The organism is Streptomyces sp. ITFR-6 (assembly GCF_031844725.1).
GTDB lineage: Bacteria > Actinomycetota > Actinomycetes > Streptomycetales > Streptomycetaceae > Streptomyces.
Genome location: NZ_CP134612.1, coordinates 6918033 through 6939055, shown reverse-complemented (window position 1 = coordinate 6939055; position 21023 = coordinate 6918033). Strand labels below are relative to the sequence as shown.

Sequence of the window (21023 nt, the reverse complement as noted above, 5' to 3'; positions counted from 1 at the left end):
CCGGGAAACCGCCGCCGTCCGGACGGGAGGCCGGGGGCCTAGGGCCTGTCTTCGAACTGCCGTCTGCCGCGCGACGGCAGTTCGAAGACAGGCCCTAGCCGACGACCGAGGCGCAGGTGGTCGGGGTGGCGTGCGCCGGGTCCAGGGCGTTGGCCACCTCGTGGTAGGCGACCCGGTCGATGGTCCCGATCGCCACATGCTCGGACAGGTCGACCGGGCACAGGTCCTGGAGCAGCACGTTGTGCACGTCGGGCCCGTCCAGGAACTGTGTCCGGTACGGGGTCACGACCTCGTCGTACTTGGTCGCGATGACGGTGTAGTGCACGCCGGGCACGGTGTCGGGCAGCGAGTTGAGCTTGGTGACGAAGGGCGAGCCGGCCACCTGGTCCGCGAGTCCCGGGGTGCCGGCGTTGAGCAGGTACGCGGCTCCGGGGAAGTACGGCAGCAGCTTCGTCAGTCCGAGGAGGGTGGTGCCGTGGTTGTCGGGCGCGAGCCCGATCATGGCGTTCACCTTGGCCGCCCCGCCGAGGAACTTCAGGTAGTAGTTGGGCATCATGCCGCCCTGGGAGTGGCCGACGATGTCCGCCTTGGGTGCCCCGGTGGAGGCGAGCACCTTGTCGACGAAGGTGGCGAGCTGCCCGGCCGATTCGTCGACCGGGCCCAGGCCGTTGAAGAGCGGCACACCGGGGAGCTGCCCGTAGTCGAGCGAGTAGACGCAGTAGCCCCGGTTCACCAGGTAGGGGGCGAGGACGAGCCAGTTGTCGACCGAGTTCCCGAAGGTTCCGTGGACCAGGACGACGGGCCGGGGGTGGGCTGCGGAGGGTTTGCAGGAGTAGTCGTTCCAGCCGTGCGAGGTGGCCGTGGCGGCGGTGGGGGCGGCGGCAGCCGCGGTGGCCGTGGGGGCGGCCAGCGCGGCGACTGCGAGGAGCAGTGCGGCGAGGGTTCTGCGCGCTCGTGGGGTACGCGGCGCACGGGTCCAGGGCAGCATCGTGTGTTCTCCTTGCGGCTCAAGGGAGTTGCGATGTCTGTGCACCCTGCGGCCCGGACCACAAGTTCTGACGGTGTTGCGCACGTCTTATTAAGCGTGCTCATGCCAACTTACGCACGAGTAGCGTTTCCTGGGAAGTTACGCGTCGGTAAAAACTGACCGGCGGTAACCGCGACTTCCGGACAGCCCCCGGCAGCGGCGCACCGCCGCTCAGCCGCTCATCGCATCCCCGCGGTACTGGCGGGCCGTACCGCGCCCGGCCCGAAGCGGGCGCGAGCACGGTCGGCCGCGGCCTCGATACGGCGCGACCGGTCGTCGTCAGGGCCGAAGGTCAACTGCCGGGAGGCGGACGCCGCGTCACCGAGTTCGCCCGCGCGCAGGGCGAGCGAGCGGACCCGGGCGCGCTGGAGCCCCAGGGACCCGTGCAGCGCGTGGGCGACCGCGCGGAGCCGGGGGTTGTGCGCGGTGGCCTCTGACAGGGTGCGGCTGCGGGTGATCGTCGAGTGCCCCGCGCGGTCGGCGTACAGGACGGTCAGGGTCAGCGACCGGCAGGTCTGCCGCTCGTCGCGGAGTCGGGCGCCGAGCTGTTCGGTCAGGTGGGTCAGGGCGGCCCGCTGGCGGGCGGCGTCGGACTCGTCGCGGCCGAAACGGTGTTCGGCCTCGACCGTGCGTGGCGGGGCGCCGGGAGCGACTCGGGTGGAGTCGATGCCGGCCGCGCGTTCGCGCAGCTCGCGCCCGGAGGCCGCGCCGAGGATGCGCTGGAGGGTGAGCAGCGGGGTGGCGGCGATCCGGTCGGCGGTGCGCAGTCCGTACGAGGCCAGGGTGCGGGCGGTGGCCGGGCCGACGCCGGGCAGCGCGGTGACGGGGAGACCTGTGAGGAACCGGGTGACGGCCTCGGGGTCGTCCGGGATCGTACGGATGGCGCCGGGCTCCCCCCGGTGGGCGGCGAGCCGGGCGAGCAGCGGGTTGGGGCCGATGCCGACCGTCATGTCGAGGCCGTGGAGCGCGGCCGCGCGCATCCGGATCAGGGCCGCGAGCCCGGCGGCGTCGCGGTCGAAGTAGCGGGTGCTCCCGGTCACGTCGGCCAGGGCCGCGTCCGGGGGCAGGGCCTGGGCGACGGGGGTGAACTCACCGACCATGTCGAGAAGTCGGCGGTAGACGGGGTCCGGCTGCGGGGCGCCGAAGTGGAGGTAGAGGATCATCCCGGTCACCCCGCGCTTCCGGGGCTCGCGTGATGGAAGGACCGTCCGTCGAGCGCGTCGAGGGCGGGCAGGGTGGCGGAGGCGGGGGTGCCGGGCGGCTGGAGGTCGGCCCAGGGGTGCAGGGCGTAGCCGTTCGGCTGGGTGAGGGTACGGCGCGGGCCGACGCTGCGCGGGGCGGGCTCGGGACGGGTGAGGCGGTCCGCGACGGCGGCGGGGCCGCCCTCGCGGTACAGGTCGATCAGCTCGGCCAGGTTCCAGGCGGCGGTGCCGGTGATGCTGAAGGCGCGCGGCGGACGGCGGGCGAGAGTGCCGCGTACGAGCAGCAGACCGCTGTGGAACACCGTGTGGGCGCAGCGTGCGTGGCTGTCCTCGAAGAACGCCAGGTCGGACAGGCCGGTGGGGTCGTCCAGGGTGGCGAAGATGACGCGCTTGCCGGAGCGGATCGGCGGGGTCTGGGTGGCGACCTTGACACCGGCGACGAGCACGGTGGTGCCGTGCCGGAGGCCCGCCAGATCGGCGGCGGGGGTCGCGCCGATGTCAGCGAGCAGGGAGCGGTGCTCGTCGAGGAGGTGGTGGGAGATGTCCATGCCGAGTACGTCGAGTTCGGCGGCGAGCTGTTCGGACGCGTTCATGGCGGGCAGGCCCGTGGCGGCGTCGGCAGCGGCAACCGCTCCACCGCCGTTCGCACCCTCCGTGCTCCCCGTGTCCGCCATGGGGAGCTGACCGGCGGCGGATCCACCCGTACCGCGCCGCGAGCGGTGCAGTTCGGCGAGGGTCAGCAGCAGCTCGCGGCGGGACCCGAACGCGCTCAACGCGCCCACCTGGGCCAGCCGTTCGGCCAGCGGGCGGCTGGGCCGGGCACGCTCCCAGAAGTCCTCGACCGAGGTGTACGGCTGCCCGGCCGCGATGCGTCCGCTCTCGGCCTCCGTGATGCCCCGCACCTGCGAGAGACCGATCCGCACCCCCCACTTACCAGACACCAGTTCGATTATGTGTGCGGACTGGGACCGGTTGACGTCGGGCAGCAGCAGCGGCACCCCGTGGCGCCGGGCGTCGGCGGCCAGGACCCGCTTGTGGTACATCCCCGGGTCGTGCGTGAGCAGCCCCGCGAGCAGGGCCGCCATCCGGTGGGCCTTGAGCCAGCTCGACTGGTAGGCGGGCTGCGCGAAGGCCGCGGCGTGCGCCTTGGCGAAGCCGAAACTGCCGAAGTTCTCCAGGGTCTTCCACACGTCCCGTACGGCCTGGACCGAGTAGCCGCGCCCTCGGGCCCGGTCTGCGAACCAGGCCCGGACCCGGCCCGCCCGCTCGGGGACGGACAGGGCGCGGCGGGCCTCGTCCGCCATGCCCCGGTCGCAGCCGGTCATCGTCACCATGATCGCGATGACCTGCTCGTGGTAGACCACCTGCCCCTCGGTCTCGGCCAGGATCGCCTCCAGGTCGCGGTGCGCGTAGCGGGTCACGTTCCGGCCCTCCCGGGCGCTGATCAGCGGCTCCACCATGTTCGCCGCGACCGGTCCGGGCCGGAACAGGCTGATGTCGAGCGCCAGGTCCCCGAACGACCGCGGCCGCAGGTTCCGTACCAGCTCCCGCTGGCCCGGACTCTCCAGCTGGAAGGTGCCCAGGGTGTCCCCGGAGGAGATCAGGTCGTACGTGGCGGAGTCGTCCGGCGGCACCTGCGCGGGATCGTCCAGGTCGATGGGTTCGCCGGTGACGCGTTCGATCTCGGCGGCCGCGTGCGCGAGCGCCGACTGCATCCGTACGCCGATGACGTCGATCTTCGGGTGCCCGGTGTCCTCGATGTCCTCCTTGTCGAACTGGGACATGGCGATGTTCTCCACGGTGGTCGGCGCCAGCGGGGTGCGCCGTACCAGCGCCGCGTCGGAGACGAGCAGACCGCACGGGTGCATCGCCGCCTCGAACGGCAGCTCGTCGAGCGCCTCCACCAGCTCCCAGAGCCGGCCGTGGTCCTCCGCGGCGACCTCGCGCAGCTCCGGCAGCTCGGCGAGCGCGGCCCGCACGTCCTTGACCCGGATGTGCGGGAACGCCTTGCCCAGCCGGGCCGCCCGGTCCGGGGCCATGCCTCGGGCGCGGGCCACGACCTCGATCGCCCCGCGCGCCCGGTACGTCTTGTAGACGGCGAGCGTCGCCACCCGGTCGCCCCCGAACCGTTCCCGTACCGCCTGGTAGACCTCCAGGCGGCGGGCGGACTCGACATCCAGGTCGATATCGGGCAGGGTCGAGCGGTGCTCGGACAGGAAGCGCTCCATCACCAGGCCGTGCGCCACCGGGTCGACCGGGCTGATCCCCAGCAGATGCGTGACCAGCGAGCCCACGCCGGAGCCGCGCGCGGCCACCCGGACGCCGAGCCGACGGGCCTGCGCCGCGACCTCCGCGACGGTCAGGAAGTACCCGGCGAAGCCGTGCCCGGCGATGATCCGCAACTCGTTCTCCAGCCGGTCCCAGCGCTCCCCTTCCCGGTGGTAGGCACGGCTCAGCATGCCCGCCGCGCACCGGTCCGCGAGCACCCGGTCCGCCGACTCGGCGCTCGCGCCCACGAGTCCGGGCTCCGGAAGGTTCAGCCGGCCGAGCCCGAACGCGTCACCGGGATCGACCTCGCACGCCTCGGCCGTCTCCTCCGTCGCGGCGAGCAGCCGCCGCGCGTCCCCGCCCCGGCCGCCCGCGGCCTCCGCGATCCGCCCGGCGATCCGCTCCATCTCCCCGGCGTCCTTCAGCCACCGCTGCCCGCTGTCGAGCCGGGACGCGTCGCGGGCGTCGATCGGCACCAGCAGGCGGGCGGAGTCCAGGATGTCGGCAACCTCACCCCGGTCCGGGTCGGCGTAGCGCACGGCGTTGCTCAGTACGGGGACCACCTGCTGCTCGGCGGCGAAGCCCGCCATGCGCGAGGCCAGCCGCAGCGATCCCGGCCCGGTGCCGGGCCGCCCGTGCCAGGACGCCTCGATGCGCAACGACCGGCCGAACCGTTCGCGCCAGGGGCCGAGCAGTACGGCGGCCCGGTCCGGCCGCCCCGCCGCCAGCGCCTGCCCCACCTCGGAGTCCGCGCCGAGGAGGACGAACAGCTCGTCGTCCGGGCAGGACAGGTCCTCCCAGGTGACGCCCTGGTCCGACGCGGCCGACACCAGACGGCACAGCTCGGCCCAGCCGCGTGCGGTCCGGGCCAGGAACACCGCGCGCTGCGGCGCCTCCGTGACGAACGCGCCGCCCCGGGAGGGGGTGGTCCGCTGCCTCTTCGCCGACGCCGGTCCGGTCGCCGGTACGCCGGGCACCGCCAGGTCGACACCGAACAGCGGCCGGACCCCGGCTCCCGCGCACGCCTTGGCGAAGCGCACCGCGCCCGCCAGGGAGTCCCGGTCGGTCAGCGCCAGGGCGTCGAGACCGCGCTCGGCAGCCCGCTCCGCGAGTGCGTGCGGGTGGCTGGCTCCGTACCGCAGCGAGTAACCGCTCGCCGCACGGAGGTGCGTAAACGACATACACACCTCCTGCTACTCATGGCCCCCCTTTGCGTTGTCCGTGTCATCCCGATTCACCCCGATCGAGAGAAGTACCCTAACTCAATGTTCGCACATTCATTCGATTCGATATCGGGTGGAACTCCGGAGACCGCGAGGTCAGCCATTCGGCCCGGCCCCGACTGCGTGGACAACGAGCACACAGGAAGGTGGGGGCATGACTTTCGCTGATGAGGTGAAGAACGCCATCACTCCGCGGGCCGCGCTGCTCGTCATCGGCGTACTGGCGCTGCAGCTGCTGTTCATCGCGTCCTACGTCGGAGCGCTGCACAAGCCGAAGCCGACGGACGTCCCCTTCGGGGTCGTCGCACCCCAGCAGATCTCCGCCCGGCTCCTCACCGAGCTGAAGGACCTCCCAGGCGGCCCGCTGGATCCCCGCACGGTCAGCGACGCGGCCACCGCCCGCCGGCAGATCCTCGACCGCGACATCGACGGCGCCCTGATCGTCAGCCCCAGGGGCACCACCGACACCGTGCTGGTCGCCTCCGGCGGGGGCACCGTGCTGGCCGACTCGCTGACGAAGATCATCACGACGGTCGACCTCACCCAGCGTCGCACGGTCCGCTCGGTGGACGTGGCCCCGGCCTCGGAAGACGACTTCGACGGGCTCTCGTCCTTCTACCTGGTGGTGGGCTGGTGCGTCGGCGGTTACCTCTGCGCGTCGATCCTGGCGATCAGCGCCGGCACCCGGCCCGCCAACCGTCAGCGCGCGGTGATCAGGACCGGGGTCATGGCGCTGTACTCGATCGCGGGCGGAATCGGCGGCGCGATCATCATCGGCCCGATCCTGGGAGCCCTGCCCGGTTCCTTCTGGGGGCTGTCCGGGCTGGGCGCGCTGACCGTCTTCGCGGTCGGCATGATCACGCTCGCTCTGGAGGCGCTCACCGGCATCGTCGGCATCGGCCTGGCCGTGCTGCTCGTGGTGATCGCGGGCAACCCGAGCGCGGGCGGCGCCTTCCCGCTCCCGATGCTCCCGGACTTCTGGCGGGCGATCGGCCCCGCGCTGCCACCGGGGGCCGGCACCTGGGTGGCGCGCTCGATCGCGTACTTCCGGGGCAACGCGGTGACCGGACCGCTGCTGGTGCTGTCCGCGTGGGCGGTGGCCGGCACGGTCATCACCCTGCTGATGGCAATGCGGAAGAAGCCGGAGGCCGCGGACGCCCCCCGGCTCACGGGAACGGGAACGGGAACGGGGCCGGAAACGGGGCCGGCGAGCGGCGGATCGAGCCTTGCCTAAGGGCTGTCCGGTTCGTCCTGCTCGCCCCGCTCCACCGGGGCGGCCTGGAGCCGGGCGTCCGAAGGGCCCGTGACGTGCTGTTCGACGGCACCGCCGCCCCGTCGTGGTCACTGCCCGCCGTCCCCTTGCTCAGCGGTCCGAGCACGTTGAGCGTTCTGTCGATCTCCAGCCAGGAGTCGGCGTTCGAGTTGTCGATGGTGATCAACGAGGGGCCGTGTCTCGTCTCCATGCCTCCGCCGGGGGCGTCGGCCCGCGCGGTGCCTTCCGCGAACTGCGCCGCGCACAGCACACCCGCGAGGACCGCCAGGGTGGCTCGTGCTCTGGGCACGGTGAATCCCGTCATGCTGTTCCCGCTCCCCGGATGTACTGGACGTGCTGGACATGCTGGACGCCTGCCACGCGGGCCGGCCGGTCCGGCCTCACCCACCGGCCGGCCCGCCGCTCCCGGCTCCGTCTCAGGCGGTGACGAGCCGGGGTGCGGCCGGGTGGTGCCGGCTGGTGTTCTTCTCCAGCAGTTCGGTGGAGGCCCGCACACCCACCGATGAGCCCGGCGAGAACTCCGGGAGCCGCCCGTCGGCTTCCCTCAACTCGCTGAGCGCGGTGTCGATGGCGGTGTGCGCGGCGAACAGACACGGCGTGCTGTAGATGGCCACCTGGCATTCCAGGTCGGTGAGTTCGGAGAGCGAGAGCCTCGGCGACTTGCCGCCCGCGATCTGGTTGAAGAGCAGCGGCTTGTCGTTGATGACCTTCCGGATCCGGCGGATCCACTCGACGTCCCGCACCCCGTCGACCAGCACCACATCGGCGTCGGTCTCCGCGAGCGCCTGGGCCCTGCGCAGGATGTCCTCCTCCTCCGTGGCGTCCGTGCGGGCCACGACCACGAGGTCCCCCGGTTCTCCAGGACGAGGTTCAGCTTCTCCAGGTACTCCTCCAGGGGCAGCACCGTCTTGCCGTCCGCGTGGCCGCATCGGCGCGGGCGCTTCTGGTCCTCCAGAATCACTCCGGACGCCCCGCTCCGCTCCAGTTGCCGCACCACATGGCACGCCACTTCCGGGTCGACGTACCCGTCGTCGATATCGACCAGCAGGTGGTGCGACGGGAAGGCGTGCCGGAGCCGTTCGACGAACGCGACCATGTCCGGCCACGCGATGAAGCCGATGTCCGGCAGCCCGTAGTAGGAGGCGGCGAAGCCGAACCCGGACACGAAGAAGCCGTCGAAGTGGCGGGCGGCCACCGACGCCGAGTACATGAACCGGCCGGTGACGGGGATCCGTAAGGCCTCGCACTCGGCCGACAGGAGCGGCGCACGGCGACGGCATGCACACGCAGGACGTTCCCGACCGTTGTCGATCGCCTTGCGCGTACCCGCATAGATGTACCGGGCTTTACCGACTCTTTTCTTTCTGACACGCTGCCCTGTCACCGAGCCCTGAAGGGCCACCCGATGGTGATGAACCGAAAGCGTGGGACCGGCTCGGGCGAGCAGGCCCGCGCGGCGCAGGACAGCGAGGTGGCGGGAGGCCTCCGGGGCCGAGAGCCCCCAGGCGTGGGCCAGCTCACCAGTGGTGTGCGGCCCGCGGGCCAGGGTGCGCAGCAATCGCAGCCGTACCGGATGCTCTCCGTCAGCCGCCCGTCAGGGCACGACGGCATCCTGGGGCGATCTCGTGAGACCCACGAGACACATGACCGCGACAACTCTCCCCAAAAACACAGAGGTTACTCATGCGTCGTCGCTTCGCCGCCACAGTGCTCGCCACGGCCGTCCTGTCGCTCCCCCTCGCACTGCTGCCCGCCGCATCCGCCTCGGCCGCCCCTTCGGACAAGCCCCAGGTCCTCAGCTCCTGGACCCAGACGAGCGCCTCCAGCTACAACTCCTGGAACGCCGCCCGCAACAACCAGGGCACATGGGCCGCCTACGGCTTCGACTGGTCGACGGACTACTGCAGCTCCTCGCCCGACAACCCGTTCGGTTTCCCCTTCCAGACGGCCTGCGCCCGCCACGACTTCGGCTACCGCAACTACAAGGCCGCCGGCACGTTCTCCGCCAACAAGGCCCGTATCGACTCCGCCCTCTACGAGGACCTGAAGCGCGTATGCGCCGCCTACTCCGGCGCGAAGCTGACCTCGTGCAACGCCACGGCCTGGACGTACTACCACGCGGTGGACATCCTCGGCATCGCCCCGGCGAAGGCGGGCACCGGCAGACTGGCTCAGGCCGCCTGACCGGCACCGAAGGGCCCCCGGCGCCAAAACGGACGCTGTTGGTTGATTCGGGGGTTCGCGTGACGTCGGCCTTGAAGACTCGGTTGTGGTCTTGAAGGCCGACGTTGTTGTGTGGGGTGGATGTCGATGTCGATGTCGATGTCGATGCAGCCGAGGGAGTCGGGGGAGATTCCGGCGGAAACGGTGCGGGTAGCGCGGGCCGCGTTCCCGAAGGGGAGTCTGGCGATCCGGGTCCGGGACGAGCTGGGGCCGCTGTTTCGTGACGAGGAGTTCGCGGATCTGTTCCCTGCGCGGGGGAAGCCTGCTTGGTCACCGGGCAGGTTGGCGCTCGTGCTGGTGTTGCAGTTCGTGGAGGGGCTCACCGACCGGCAGGCGGCGGAGGCGGTGAGGGCACGGATCGACTTCAAGTACGCGCTCGCGCTGGAACTGGGCGATCCTGGTTTCGACTTCTCGGTGCTGTCGGAGTTCCGGGACCGCCTGGTGGAAGCGGAGGCCGGGCGGCGGGTGCTGGATGGCGTCCTGGCCGCGGCCGGGGAAAGCGGGCTGCTGAAGACCGCCGGCCGGGCACGGACCGACTCCACCCATGTGCAATCCGCGGCCCGCCAGCTGTGCTGGCTGGAACAGGTCGCCGAGACCCTGAGGGCGGCGCTCAACGAGATCGCCCAGGCCGCCCCCGGCTGGCTGCTGACTATGGCGGAACCGGACTGGTTCAAGCACTACGCCACCCGGGCCGAGGACTCACGTTTCCCCAGATCCCGCACCAAACGGGACGAGATGGGCCTGCGGATCGGGCGGGACGGGACACGACTGCTCGAAGCCGTCTTCTCACCCGGGGCACCCGGAGAACTACGCACGCTGGAGCAGGTGGAAACCCTGCGCCAGGTCTGGGTCCAGCACTTCCAGCAGGTGGAGGGCGAGGTGAGGCGGTGGGGCCCAAAAGACCGGCCGCCGGGCGCGACGCGCCTGGTCACGCCCTATGACACCGAGGCACGCGGCAGCGTCAAACGCGACACCATGTGGGACGGATACAAGGTCCACCTCACCGAGACCTGCGAGCCGGACATCCCGAACCTGATCACGAACATGGCCACCACCGTGGCGACGGTTCCCGACATCTCGATCGACTGGGACCACGAGCAGGTCACCTGCCCCAGCGGTCAGACCACCACCCGTTGGAACCCCGACCGCTCGCCCGAGGGCACCCCGGTGATCCGCGTCCGCTTCAACGGCGGCCAGTGCCGTCCCTGCCCGGTCCGCGAGCAGTGCACCACCTCCAGCGCTAGCCGCCGCCTGACCCTGCGGCCCCGCGAAGAACACCAAGCGCTCCGCCAGGCCCGCGCCGAACAGGACACCGACACCTGGAAGGACCGCTACAAGACCCGCGCAGGAGTCGAGGGCACCATCTCCCAGGGCGTCCAGCGCTGCGGCCTGCGCAGATCCCGCTACCGTGGCCTCGCGAAAACCAGCCTCCAGCACCAGCTCACCGGCGCCGCGACCAACCTCGCCCGCATCGATGCCCACCTCACCGACACACCCCCGGCCCGCACCCGCACCAGCTACTTCGCAGCACTTCGCCCCGCCGAGCCCATGCTCGGCAGGGCGAAGTAGGACCAGCCCCCGAATTAACCAACAGCGTCCCAAAACGCGCCGGGGGCCCTTCGTCACCGCACGGAGACGGCCGGGACGGTCAGCCGATCTCCGCCCCGGTGGCCGCCAGCGCCTCCGGCACCGGCTGGAAGAACGTCTCGCCGCCCGAGGAGCAGTCGCCGCTGCCGCCCGAGGTCAGGCCGATCGCCGTGTCACCGGCGAAGAGCGAGCCGCCGCTGTCGCCGGGCTCGGCGCAGACCGTCGTCTGGATCAGCCCGTTGACGATGTCACCGTTGCCGTAGTTGACGGTGGCGTCCAGCCCCGTCACCTCGCCGTCGTGCACCTGGGTGGTGGAACCGCTGCGCGACACCGTCATCCCGACGGTCGCCTCGCCCGCCTTGGTGATCGGCTGGGTGGAGCCGTTGTACAGGTCGACCTCGCTCGGGTGCGCGGTGTCCGAGGTGTACTTCACCAGGCCGAAGTCGTTGTCCGGGAACTCCGACGCCGCGTTGGTGCCGATCTCCCCGCCGCCCTGCGAGTCCGACCAGCTGGAGATCGCCTCGGTGCAGTGCCCGGCGGTCAGGAAGTACGGTTCGCCGTCCTTGACCACGTTGAAGCCGAGCGAGCAGCGGGCGCCGTCGCCCCAGATCGCGTCGCCGCCCGCGATGAGGGGCTTGAACTCCCCGGCGGACTTCTTGAGCTGGGCCTTGCCGCCCAGCGACTCGACCACCGAGCTGAGCTTCTGCAGGGCCGCGCCCTTGACCGTACGGTCGGCCGTGACGACGACCTTGTTGCTGACCGGGTCGACGGCCCATGAGGTGCCGGGGATCGTCGCCTTGCCGGCCAGGGTCTGCCGGGCCGACTTCAGCTCCGCGAGCGAGTTCGGTACGACTCTGGCCCGGCCGCCCGCCTGCTCGACCTGGTCCGCGGCCGCCCGGTCGACCACGTTCATCACGAGGTTCTTCGACTTGGCGTCGTAGTACGAGCCGGCCGCGTCGGCGCCCAGATCCTTGCCCAGACCGGTCGCCAGCTTGCCTGCCGCGTCGGCCGTCAGCGTCCGCGCGGTGACCTCGGGGGTTCCTTCACTGGCGTTCGCGCTCTGGAACGTCGCTCCCGCTGCGACCAGGGCGACCACCGCCGAACCCGCCAGCACTGCCCGCTTCCTGGATATGCGTCGATGCTTCAACTTCGACCTCCTGTGGGGGCCGCGTACGGGTGATGTGGGGTCGCCCGTACACGGAGGATGAGGCGCCCACTATTCCGACGGAGCCGGTCGCACACAAGGCCGACCTCAGGACGCACACACGACAACACCCCTTCGGTCTCACCGTGTTCACGTACCGGCGGTCACCCCCCTACTGTCCGGTACTCACCCTCGCGCGTCCGGTTCTCGACGCGTCCGGCGGCCTCCCGGCCCGCGCGCCCCCTCCACGCGCCCCGTATTCGTTCAACGCGCAGTCCCCATACGCGCCTTGATGGTCCATCATCGAATCAAAGCGGGGCAGTCGGGCACGTCGTGCCCGCACGGACACAAGGAGGCGCGGAGTGCGCATTCGCGTGCGCGCAACCGACGGACGGCAACTGGTGGTGGAGCGTCTGGGGGATCCCCGCGGCAGACCGGTCTTCCTGCTGCACGGGATGCCCGGCAGCAGGCTCGGTCCGGCTCCGCGCGGCATGGTGCTGTACCAGCGCAAGACCCAGCTGATCACCTACGACCGGCCGGGATACGGCGATTCCGACCGGCAGCCGGGCCGCTGCGTCGCCGACGCGGTGGAGGATGTCCGGGCCATCGCGGACCACATCGGGCTCGACCGGTTCGCGGTCGTCGGGCGGTCGGGCGGGGCCTCGCACGCCCTGGCCTGCGCCGCGCTGATGCCCGAGCGGGTCACGCGTACCGCGGCCCTGGTGGGCCTGGCCCCCTGGGACGCCGCCGGCCTCGACTGGTTCGAGGGGATGGCCGCCTCCAACGTGGCGGCGTACACCACGGCGGCCGACGATCCGGACAGTCTCGCGGAGTCCTTCATCTCACGGTCCGCGGTGATCAGACGCGACCCGGTCCGGCTCATCGACGATCTGCGCCGGGAGCTGACCGACTCCGACCGGATGGTGGTCAACGACGTCGGTGTCCGCACCATGCTGCTGCGCAACTACCGCGAGGGGCTGCGCACTTCGGCGTACGGCTGGATCGACGACGCGCTCGCGTTCAGCCGCCCCTGGGGGTTCGATCCGGCCGACATCACCGGTCCGGTCCTGCTGTGGCACGGCGAGAAGGACGTCTTCTCACCGGTCGGGCACACCCGCTGGCTGGCGAGCCGCATCCCGGGCGCCACCGTCGTGGTGGAACCGGCGGCCGCGCATTTCGACGCGCTGCACGCGCTCCCCCGGATCCTCACCTGGCTGCTGGACACGGCCGAGCGGTGAGCCGAGCGGCGGGGCGGGAGCGTCCGGCGACGGCCGGACGCTCCCACTCCGTCATACCGCGAGCGGTTCCAGTTCGCGCTGGAACCTGCGCTCGTCCCGGGCGATCCGGGTGAGCGGATGTTCGTCACCGAGCTGCCGGGACAGCTCCTCGACCGTCTCCGCCCTGACCTGGAGCGCCTCTTCAGGGCGCCCCATGGCGTCCAGCGTCACCGCCATGTTCGACTTCATGCCCAGCGTCTCCGGGTGATGCGCCCCCAGAGCCAGCCGGAACTGCCCGGCCAGCCGCCGCTCGGTCGTCAGCACCAGGTCCAGATCGCCCCGCTCCGCGGTGGTGTTGGCCAGGTTCATCACGCTGAACAGCGTGTTGGGGTGCTCCGGCCCGTACACCTCGCGCATCGAGGCGACCACCCGGGTCAGCACCTGCTCCGACTCCTCCGCGGCGCCGGACCCCAGCAGGTAGACGCCCAGGTTGTTCAGGGCGGCCAGGGTGTACGGATGCTTCTCGCCCGGCACCTTCATGTACTGGTCGACGACCTCCCGGGCGGTGACCCTGGCCTCGTCCGCCTCGCCCGCCGCGTACAGGTCGGCCGCCATATTGAGGTCGCAGGCCAGCCACTCCGGGTTGGCTGAGGTGTACTTGGCCCGGTACCGGGCCCTGGTCGCCACCGTGAGCCGGCGGGCGTCGTCCAGCCGCCCGGCCCGCCGCAGCGACACGGCCAGCGCCTTCGCCGCGCTGAGGGTGCCCGGGAAGGACCGGCCGAGCGTGGCCTTGTAGCTGTCGTACGTACGGCTCAGCAGGCCCACCGAGTCCTCGTACCGGCCCACGTCACGCAGGTCGCGGGCCAGACTCATGGCGGAGGAGAGGCTGTACGGATGCTCCTCACCGAGCACCTCGCGGCGCCGGTCGAAGACGTCCTGGTCGATCTCGCGGGCCTTGGCGTACTGGCCGATGGACCGCAGGGTGAACGCCAGGTTGTTGGCCGCGGCCAGGGCCCTGGGGTGCGAGTCGTGGAAGATCTGGTTGAACCCCTCGGTCGCCTCCGTCGCCAGTTCGATCGCCCGGGTGTACTCCCCGAGCGTCCCGAGGTCGGTCGCCAGGCTGCTGGTGCTCATGTAGGTGTGCGGATGCTCCGGGCCCAGCACCTCCCGCTGGGTCGCCAGGGTGATCTCGTCGAGCTCCCTGGCCTCCACGTAGCGGCCGCGCGAGCGGTAGATGTTGGACAGGTGGAAGCAGAGGTACAGGTACTGGATGTCCCGCTCCCCCAGCGTCTCGCGCCAGATGTCGCGCAGCTCCTCGCAGAGCGTGGTGGCCGTCCTGAAGTCACCGCGCTTCCAGAGGTAGCGGACCCGGTCGATCAGCAGCCTGCGGGCCTCCGGCTCCTGGCAGTTGCGCGCGTCGGACGGGCCGAGGTGCGGCCATATGGTCGAGAACTGCGGCCAGTTGGCCGGGTTGTCGATCGGCTCGTCGTCATCGGGGCGGGCGCCCGCCAGGATGCGGTGGACGGCGTGCCGGGCGTCCCGCTGCTCCTCCTCGGTGAGCTGCGCCCGGATGACGGCCTGGACGAGCCGGTGCACCTGGATGGAGTTGGAGACCTGGTCGACCTTGGCGAGGGCGAACCGGCCGATCTCCCGGATGACCCGGCCCAGCACCAGCTTCTCCTGGAGCGAGGCGTCGTACGGCTTCAGCGCCTCGATCATCTCCTTGCTGTACAGCAGGTTCCCCGAGATCGGCTCCGGGGCGAAGAAGGCGCAGAGCTGGAGCAGCCGCACCGCGGCGGGCGAGCGCTCCTTGAGCCGCTGGATGGAGATGTTCCAGGTCGCGGCGACCGGCTCGGGGTAGCCGGCCGGCTGGTTCAGCGCCAGGACCTCCGGGGCCTGCTGGGCGAGCTGTTCCAGATAGGTGTCGATCGGGGTTGCGGTCTCCGCGATCCACGCCGCGGCCTGTTCGACGGCCAGCGGCAGATCGCCCACGGCGGTGGCCACCTGGGCGGCGTCCTCGTCGCTCAGCCCCCGCGCCCGGCGCTGGAGGTGTTCGATGGACTCCTCGCGCAGGAAGACGTCGACGGGCAGTGCGTCACCGTGCTGCGACCAGGCCTGGTTGCGGGAGGTGACCAGGATGTGCCCGGAGCCGCCCTGCGGGAAGTAGCGCCGCAGCCGCTCGGGGTCGTCGGCGTTGTCGAAGACCAGCAGCCAGCGGTCAGAGGGCACCCCGCGCCGCAGCAGGTCGACCGCCTCCTGGGAGGCGGCCGCCATGTCGTCGCCGCCCTGGGCACCGAGCCGGACGGCGAGTTCGGCCAGACCGGCGACCACGTCGTCGGTCTGCTCCGACGATATCCACCAGACCAGGTCGTAGTCGGCCATGAACCGGTGGACGTACTCCAGGGCGACCTGGGTCTTGCCGACGCCGCCGAGACCGTACAGGGTCTGCGGCTGCGGCAGCACGACGGCCATCCCGCCGCCGAGCTGGTCGCGCATCCGCTCCAGCACCAGCGAGCGGCCGGTGAAGCCGGGGTTGCGCGGCGGCGCGTTCCAGATCCGCGGGACGGTGCCGGGGAAGCGCGGTCCGGGCGAGACCCCGTCGGTGATCTGCACGGGCCGGTCCAGGGCCCGTAACAGGGCCGCGGTGGCGTGCACCTCGTCGAGCCGGAAGAGGTCGACGGGGTTGCGGTCGATGTAGGGCGCGGACAGCCGTACGTCACCGACCCTGAGCGGCACCAGATGACGCCGCCCGCCGCCCGGGTCCTCGGCGACGGCCCGGTCCCAGATGCCCACCGCGCGGCTCGACTTGAGGTAGGCGCTGGAGAGCAGCACCACGGTGCGGGCCGCGGTCTCCGCGGTGACGGCCGACGGTTCGTCGGGCCCCCGCTCGGCGGACACGTCGCGCGGCACGACCCGGAAGCCGGCCCGGGTGAGCGCGGACTCGATCCAGTCGGCCCACATCCGGTTCTCCGCCACGTAGCAGAGGAAGAGGTCTGCGGGCAGGGCCGGACGGCGCCGGGTGAAGGCGTCGCGGATGCGCAGCCGTACCTCCTCGCCGACCGGGGGCATCGCGGTGACCTGCTGGTCCGTGATGACCGAGGTGAGCCGTTCGAAGGCGGAGAGCAGGGAGTTGCTGAGCCCCGCCTCGTCCCCGAAGGTCGCCAGGGTCTCCTCGTACGCGTAGAAGGGGCGGTACGGAATCTCCACCGCGCCCCAGTAGGCGGTGAGTTCGTCCCCGGAGAGATCGCGCGGCAGCCGGTCGAACTTCAGCCGGGCCAGGGCCCGTCCGGCGTCCGCCTTCTCCTTCTCGCCCTCGTCGATGCGCATCGGGACGGGGAAGATGGAGATGGGGCGGCCGGTGTACCGCTCGGAGATCTGCCGGGCGACGGAGGCCGCGCCGTCGATGGACTGGTCGCTGAGGGTGAAGCAGTCGACGAGCGCGTCGGGCAGGTGGACGGTGCAGATGTCCGCGATGTCGCTGAGCCCGGTGCGGCTGTCGATGAGGACGTAGTCGTAGTTGGCCTTCATGTCGTCCCGCAGGGCGTCGAAGAAGTGCCCGCCGCCGAGGCGGTCGTAGAAGTTGTCCCAGTCGAAGGTGGAGACGGTCGCGGAGTACTCGCGGTTCTGCCGTCCGGCGGAGACGAAGTCGAGCGTTCCGCCCTGCGGGAACTCCCAGCCGAGCGCCTCCGGAGTGAGCGAGACCGCGTGCGGCTGGATCCGGGCGTAGTCCCGGTGCCAGTCGTCGGCGCGCGGCACCGGGCTGGTGGCGGCCCAGGCGTACTCGGTGATCAGGTCGATGACGCCGGTGGTGGCGCCGAGGGTCGAGGGGTCGAGGAACGGGTGGAAGAACCGGTGGAGGCCAGGTGCCTCCAGGTCCCAGTCGACGGCCAGTACCCGTTTGCCGTTGGCGGCGAGAATCCAGGCGGTGTTGGCCAGGGCCATGGTGCGCCCGGTGCCGCCCTTGTACGAGTAGAAGGTGACGATGCGCCCGTCACGACTGGCCGTCATCCGTGTCCTCCGCGTCCGTCGCAGCGTCATGTGTCTCGGGGATGTACTGGGTCTGCGCCATGGGTCCCATCAGCCGGGTCCGTTCGCTGTGCCCTCCGCCGCCGGTGGCGGGCAGGTAGACGGCCGCGTGTCTCAGGTACTGCTGGGCGGCCACCTCGACCACCTGCGGCAGGATCTGACCGAAGGCCTCCATGCTCGGTACGCCCTTGGCCGCGGCGCGGCAGTAGGCCCGGCCCTGGCGCATCTTGGTCGGCATGGTCCGCTCCAGCTTCGCGGTCAGTTCGGCCTCCGCGGCCCTGCTCTGGTGGTCGTCGCGGTTCCACGGCACGACCATCGTCACCCAGGGGCGGTTCTCCGCGTCGAAGGCGGCGAGCCGTCGGCACCGGTCCTCGTCCTGGAGCGCCCAGCGGTCGACGAGCAGGATCTCGGGTGTGGTGGGGGGCTGTTTGCCGCCGGGGTGGCTGGGTTCCTCGTCGAAGGAGGTGATGGTGGCCTGGTAGTTGAGGGAGCGCACCAGGTCCTCCGCCACATAGGCCAGCGGGCGGGCGGCGTCCGGGTGGTAGGGGTTCCAGTCCTGCGGGTTGTCGCCGTAGTAGTCGGCGTCGCGCCCCTCGGGCAGGTCGTGGCGGGTGGCGGCGGCGATGGTGACCCGCATCGGGCGGGGGCCGCCCGTTCCACCGCCGGGCGCGCCGAAGGCGCTGGGGGCCAGCCGGTAGTCGACGGGCCGGCCGGTGCCGATCCGTACCGTGTCGGCGACGCTGACGATGCGCTTGGCGAGCTCGTACACCGCGCGCTCGTACTCCTCGGCGAAGAGCCTGAGCTTGATCAGCCCGTACAGCCCGTCACTGACGTAACGGTCTCCGAAATCACGGTGGTTGAACTGTAATCGCTCGGCAGGGCCGGGAAGCTGGCTGGGCGGTACCGGGACCCAGAGCGCCGGGACGATCGCCTCAGCCGGCTGGTTGGAGCGGGCCCGGTAGTGGATGGCGCGCTGGGCGAAGGCGTACCACTCCTTGCCGCACATCTCGCTGGCGAAGTAGCGCGGAGAGAACAGCGGGACGAACACCCGGCAGCTGGCGAGCACCTCACCGAGCCGTTCCGACCAGCCCTCGCCGGAACGTATCTCCCGGTCGATGAACCCGGCCGGCGCGCCGGCCGGCAGATCGGTCATGGCCATCACATGGCCGCAGAGATCCTGGAAAAGCCGTTCGACCCACATATCGGGGTCCGTTCCACCGCCGTACCCCGGTGTGTGGGCATAGCTCAAGAAGAAGTACGGCCGATGGTCCGCCGCTCGCTGCTGCGTCGTCGCGTGCACACGACCCCCGTCCTGTGTGAGCACCCGCACCCGAGGAGTGAAAAGAATGCGAGCGAATTCATCATTCCGGAGCGGACCTTGCTCCACCCCCATGACGTTCGGTCATTCAACGCCACTTTTCAGTCATGTATGCCCCGCCCTCTAACCGGAATACGAGATTCAGAATTCTTTTCGCATCAGAGCGAGCAGTCGTTTCCCGCCGATGGTGAGTTCGGCCGCTCCCTCCAGCGTGTCGAGTGCCCGCGCTACGCCGTCCCGGTACCTGGGGTCGAATGCCGCGAGCGCCAGCCGTTCGTACGTACCGGCCAGCAGCCGGGAAAACGGAACCAATTCTTCCCGCCAGGGCATTCGATGTTCCCAGGAGCCGTCCGCCGCGTAAAGATCCGTGACGTCCACAAGTGCCCGGAATCCGGCCCGCCGTACTCCGCGCAGCAGCGCGAGCGCGAGCTCCTCCACCCCGTCGTCCGCCCCGATGCCCAGCGCGCCGTACCCGTGCCGCCCGACGGACGGCTCGCCCGGTGCCAGGCCGGTCAGCGGTGTGAGCGTCAGCACGGTGCCGGCGGAGCGCGCCCCGTACTCGGGGGCCCGCTCCTCGATCAGCACCCAGGCCTCGGTGAGCGCGGCGGCCAGCCGGTCCGCCGCGGGGCCGCCGAGCGTGGCCGCGACGGGCGCCGCGAAGCAGTCCCGGTACGGGTCGAGGCCGTCGATCAGGAAGCCGGGTCCGCCTCCGGGCAGGGCGTACCCGCGCACCGGAAGCCAGCCGGGGACCGCCGGGGCGGGCCAGGCGATCCGCCGCTCCCCCGATCCGTCGTCACGGGCCACCAGGAAACCGTCCTCGACGGCGCGCACCCGAGCCGTGCCGTGCTCCCCCGCGCCGCCGAGGGCCAGCCGGCCCAGGGTGGGCAGGACCAGGCCGCCGTCCCGGAAGGGCACCGGCACCCAGGTGTCGAGCCCCGCGCGTACGACGGCGGCCGCGAGCCGGGCCGGCAGTCCGTCCACCGCGTCCCGGACCGCTCCAGGCCGCTCCTCGTGCAGGGCGTCCAGCGCGTCGAGCAGCCAGGTGCGGGTGTACGGGTGGGCGATCACGTGGTCCAGGCCGCCCGCGCCCCGCTCGGAGCCGTCCAGCGCGGCCGCCAGCTCCCAGGCCTCGGCCCACCGCTCGCCGCCCCGGCCGTCCAGGTCCCCGTGGAGCCGGGCGAGCAGTGTGCGGGTCAGGTCCTCCTGGGCCGCGAGCAGTTCGGCGGGGTCCGCCACGGCGGGCGCCGCCGAGTCCGCCGACGTACGGGCCTCGATGCCGCGCACCAGGGCGGCGAGATCCCGGCAGTACACGGACGGGTTGTCGAACCCCTCCGCAGGCGCCCCCTCCGCGAGCGCCCCCTCCGCAGGTGCCCCCTCGCCCGGCACCCTCCCGTCGGGTCCGGCGGAGCTGTAGCGGTGGGTGTACAGGCCGCCACCGCACGAACGTACGACGGGGCAACGGCGGCACGTCTCGCTGACGCCCTCCAGGCCCAGCTGCCTGGCCCGGACCCCGGGGTGCGCCGCGACCTCGTCGAAGGCGTGCGTGAAGACGTCGAACCCGGTGGCCGCCGCGCCTTCGTAGGCGCTCTTGAGCGAGTCGACCTGTTCCAGGCTTCCGTCGGTCTCGACGACGACGAGATCCGTGGGGGCCAGCCCCAGGGACTCGGTGAGGCTCGGCCCGCCGTTCAGCGTGGACAGGACGGAGGAGAAGATCCGCACCGGCACCGGCCGCCCGAGCTCCTGCCAGCGGTCGAAGACCGCGAGGAGCCAGTCGGCGTAGGCGGTGGGCGAACCGTCCGGACGCGGCGGCGGGTCGTCCCAGGTCGCATGAGGAAGCAGGAAGTCGATGTGCGGCGGTTCCAGCTCGGTGAGGGCGTCGAGGACCGCGCGCGGGTCGTTCTCGATGTCGATGGTGCACAGGAGACCGAGGTTGAGATGGCGGTAGCGCTCCTCGCGGAGCAGCTCGACGGCCTTGAGCACCAGGGGGTGGCTGCTGCGTCCGTCGGCGAAGCGGCGGTGCCGGTCGTTGGCCGCGCGGTCGCCGTCCAGGGAGATGCCCACCTTGACGCCGTACTCGCTGAAGAGGTCGAGATAGCGCGGGCTGAGCTGGAGACCGTTGGTGTGGATCCGGAGATCGAGCGCGGCGATGCCGTCGAAGGCGGACGTCAGCTCTTCGCAGATGCGGCGCAGCCGTGCGGGGCCGGCGAGCAGAGGCTCCCCTCCGTGCAGGATTACTGACACGGAGGGCAGTGCGTGTGTCTTGGCATGCTCAGCCAGGCGCTGAGCAGTCCGGAAAATGACTTCATCAGAGATTGTCTTCGGACGGGTTCGCCAGCTCTGATCGGCATGTTCGTAGACATAGCAATGGTCACAGGCGAGATCACACCTGCTGTGAACCTTGAGGACTACTTCACGGAAAGGGACCAGGGGTCCTGTCATTCCACCAGTCTAGCCAGCCCGGAAGGGTGATCCCGGCAGTCCGGCCGCGCCCGTGGAGTGTTCCGTTTCAGTGCGT

At 71.2% G+C, this 21023-nt stretch carries 12 protein-coding genes and 2 pseudogenes; 4 read left to right on the top strand and 10 right to left on the bottom strand.

Features of this window, described 5'->3' with window-relative positions:
* Window positions 1-94: 94 nt before the first annotated feature.
* The 3 genes from RLT59_RS31580 to dnaE all read right to left on the bottom strand — a co-directional run bounded on the left by RLT59_RS31580 (window position 95) and on the right by dnaE (window position 5678).
* Window positions 95-988 (bottom strand): esterase/lipase family protein, encoded by an 894-nt coding sequence (locus tag RLT59_RS31580; protein ID WP_311306557.1) that lies wholly within the window; start codon window positions 986-988, stop codon window positions 95-97.
* A 218-nt stretch (window positions 989-1206) separates the two neighbouring features.
* Window positions 1207-2190, bottom strand: coding sequence for a DNA polymerase Y family protein (locus RLT59_RS31575; protein WP_311307924.1), 984 nt, complete (start codon window positions 2188-2190; stop codon window positions 1207-1209).
* A 5-nt stretch (window positions 2191-2195) separates the two neighbouring features.
* The gene (gene dnaE, locus RLT59_RS31570; protein WP_311306556.1) at window positions 2196-5678 is read right to left on the bottom strand and encodes a DNA polymerase III subunit alpha; all 3483 of its coding nucleotides are present in this window, start codon (window positions 5676-5678) and stop codon (window positions 2196-2198) included.
* Between the two features lie 196 nt (window positions 5679-5874).
* Here dnaE and RLT59_RS31565 point away from each other — a divergent pair, with 196 nt between their 5' ends.
* The gene (locus RLT59_RS31565) at window positions 5875-6954 is read left to right on the top strand and encodes an ABC-2 transporter permease (protein WP_311306555.1); all 1080 of its coding nucleotides are present in this window, start codon (window positions 5875-5877) and stop codon (window positions 6952-6954) included.
* Here RLT59_RS31565 and RLT59_RS31560 read toward each other — a convergent pair.
* From RLT59_RS31560 to RLT59_RS31550, 3 genes and pseudogenes are all read right to left on the bottom strand, one after another.
* Window positions 6887-7297, bottom strand: a complete 411-nt coding sequence (locus RLT59_RS31560) for a hypothetical protein (protein WP_311306554.1) — start codon at window positions 7295-7297, stop codon at window positions 6887-6889. The two genes, RLT59_RS31565 and RLT59_RS31560, sit on opposite strands and share 68 nt — an antisense overlap.
* Window positions 7298-7409: 112 nt before the next feature.
* Window positions 7410-8251, bottom strand: a pseudogene (locus RLT59_RS31555) (oxaloacetate decarboxylase).
* Between the two features lie 183 nt (window positions 8252-8434).
* A pseudogene (locus tag RLT59_RS31550) lies at window positions 8435-8569 on the bottom strand (helix-turn-helix domain-containing protein); the annotation flags it as partial.
* A 107-nt stretch (window positions 8570-8676) separates the two neighbouring features.
* Between RLT59_RS31550 and RLT59_RS31545 the strand changes: the two are divergent.
* Both RLT59_RS31545 and RLT59_RS31540 read left to right on the top strand, forming a co-directional pair.
* Window positions 8677-9177, top strand: coding sequence for a phospholipase (locus RLT59_RS31545; protein ID WP_311306553.1), 501 nt, complete (start codon window positions 8677-8679; stop codon window positions 9175-9177).
* Between the two features lie 138 nt (window positions 9178-9315).
* On the top strand, window positions 9316-10785 hold the full coding sequence (locus tag RLT59_RS31540; protein WP_311307923.1) for a transposase: 1470 nt from the start codon (window positions 9316-9318) through the stop codon (window positions 10783-10785).
* A gap of 79 nt (window positions 10786-10864) precedes the next feature.
* On the opposite strand, the gene RLT59_RS31535 is transcribed toward RLT59_RS31540, so the two are convergent.
* Complete coding sequence (locus RLT59_RS31535; protein WP_311306552.1) at window positions 10865-11950, bottom strand: S1 family peptidase; 1086 nt, start codon at window positions 11948-11950, stop codon at window positions 10865-10867.
* Between the two features lie 359 nt (window positions 11951-12309).
* Between RLT59_RS31535 and RLT59_RS31530 the strand changes: the two genes are divergently transcribed.
* Window positions 12310-13185, top strand: coding sequence for an alpha/beta fold hydrolase (locus tag RLT59_RS31530; RefSeq protein ID WP_311306551.1), 876 nt, complete (start codon window positions 12310-12312; stop codon window positions 13183-13185).
* Between the two features lie 51 nt (window positions 13186-13236).
* Here the strand turns inward: RLT59_RS31530 and fxsT are convergent, their stop codons facing one another.
* The 3 genes from fxsT to fxsBH form a co-directional block, all read right to left on the bottom strand.
* Window positions 13237-17172 (bottom strand): FxSxx-COOH system tetratricopeptide repeat protein, encoded by a 3936-nt coding sequence (gene fxsT / locus RLT59_RS31525; protein WP_311306550.1) that lies wholly within the window; start codon window positions 17170-17172, stop codon window positions 13237-13239.
* Window positions 17156-18514 carry an FxsC protein gene (gene fsxC / locus RLT59_RS31520; RefSeq protein WP_311307922.1) on the bottom strand — a complete coding sequence of 453 codons (1359 nt, stop codon included), beginning with the start codon at window positions 18512-18514 and terminating at the stop codon, window positions 17156-17158. Before fsxC ends, fxsT begins: the two co-directional genes overlap by 17 nt.
* 135 nt (window positions 18515-18649) lie before the next feature.
* Window positions 18650-20947 (bottom strand): radical SAM/SPASM protein FxsBH, inactivated beta-hydroxylase extension form, encoded by a 2298-nt coding sequence (gene fxsBH, locus RLT59_RS31515; protein WP_311306549.1) that lies wholly within the window; start codon window positions 20945-20947, stop codon window positions 18650-18652.
* Window positions 20948-21023: the final 76 nt, after the last annotated feature.

Excerpts from the sequence above, each read along its gene's own strand:
- RLT59_RS31580 (WP_311306557.1), bottom strand. The coding sequence starts at position 988 with ATGCTGCCCTGGACCCGTGCGCCGCGTACCCCACGAGCGCGCAGAACC.
- RLT59_RS31575 (WP_311307924.1), bottom strand. The coding sequence starts at position 2,190 with ATGATCCTCTACCTCCACTTCGGCGCCCCGCAGCCGGACCCCGTCTAC.
- dnaE (WP_311306556.1), bottom strand. The coding sequence starts at position 5,678 with ATGTCGTTTACGCACCTCCGTGCGGCGAGCGGTTACTCGCTGCGGTAC.
- RLT59_RS31565 (WP_311306555.1), top strand. The coding sequence starts at position 5,875 with ATGACTTTCGCTGATGAGGTGAAGAACGCCATCACTCCGCGGGCCGCG.
- RLT59_RS31560 (WP_311306554.1), bottom strand. The coding sequence starts at position 7,297 with ATGACGGGATTCACCGTGCCCAGAGCACGAGCCACCCTGGCGGTCCTC.
- RLT59_RS31545 (WP_311306553.1), top strand. The coding sequence starts at position 8,677 with ATGCGTCGTCGCTTCGCCGCCACAGTGCTCGCCACGGCCGTCCTGTCG.
- RLT59_RS31540 (WP_311307923.1), top strand. The coding sequence starts at position 9,316 with ATGTCGATGCAGCCGAGGGAGTCGGGGGAGATTCCGGCGGAAACGGTG.
- fxsT (WP_311306550.1), bottom strand. The coding sequence starts at position 17,172 with ATGACGGCCAGTCGTGACGGGCGCATCGTCACCTTCTACTCGTACAAG.
- fxsBH (WP_311306549.1), bottom strand. The coding sequence starts at position 20,947 with ATGACAGGACCCCTGGTCCCTTTCCGTGAAGTAGTCCTCAAGGTTCAC.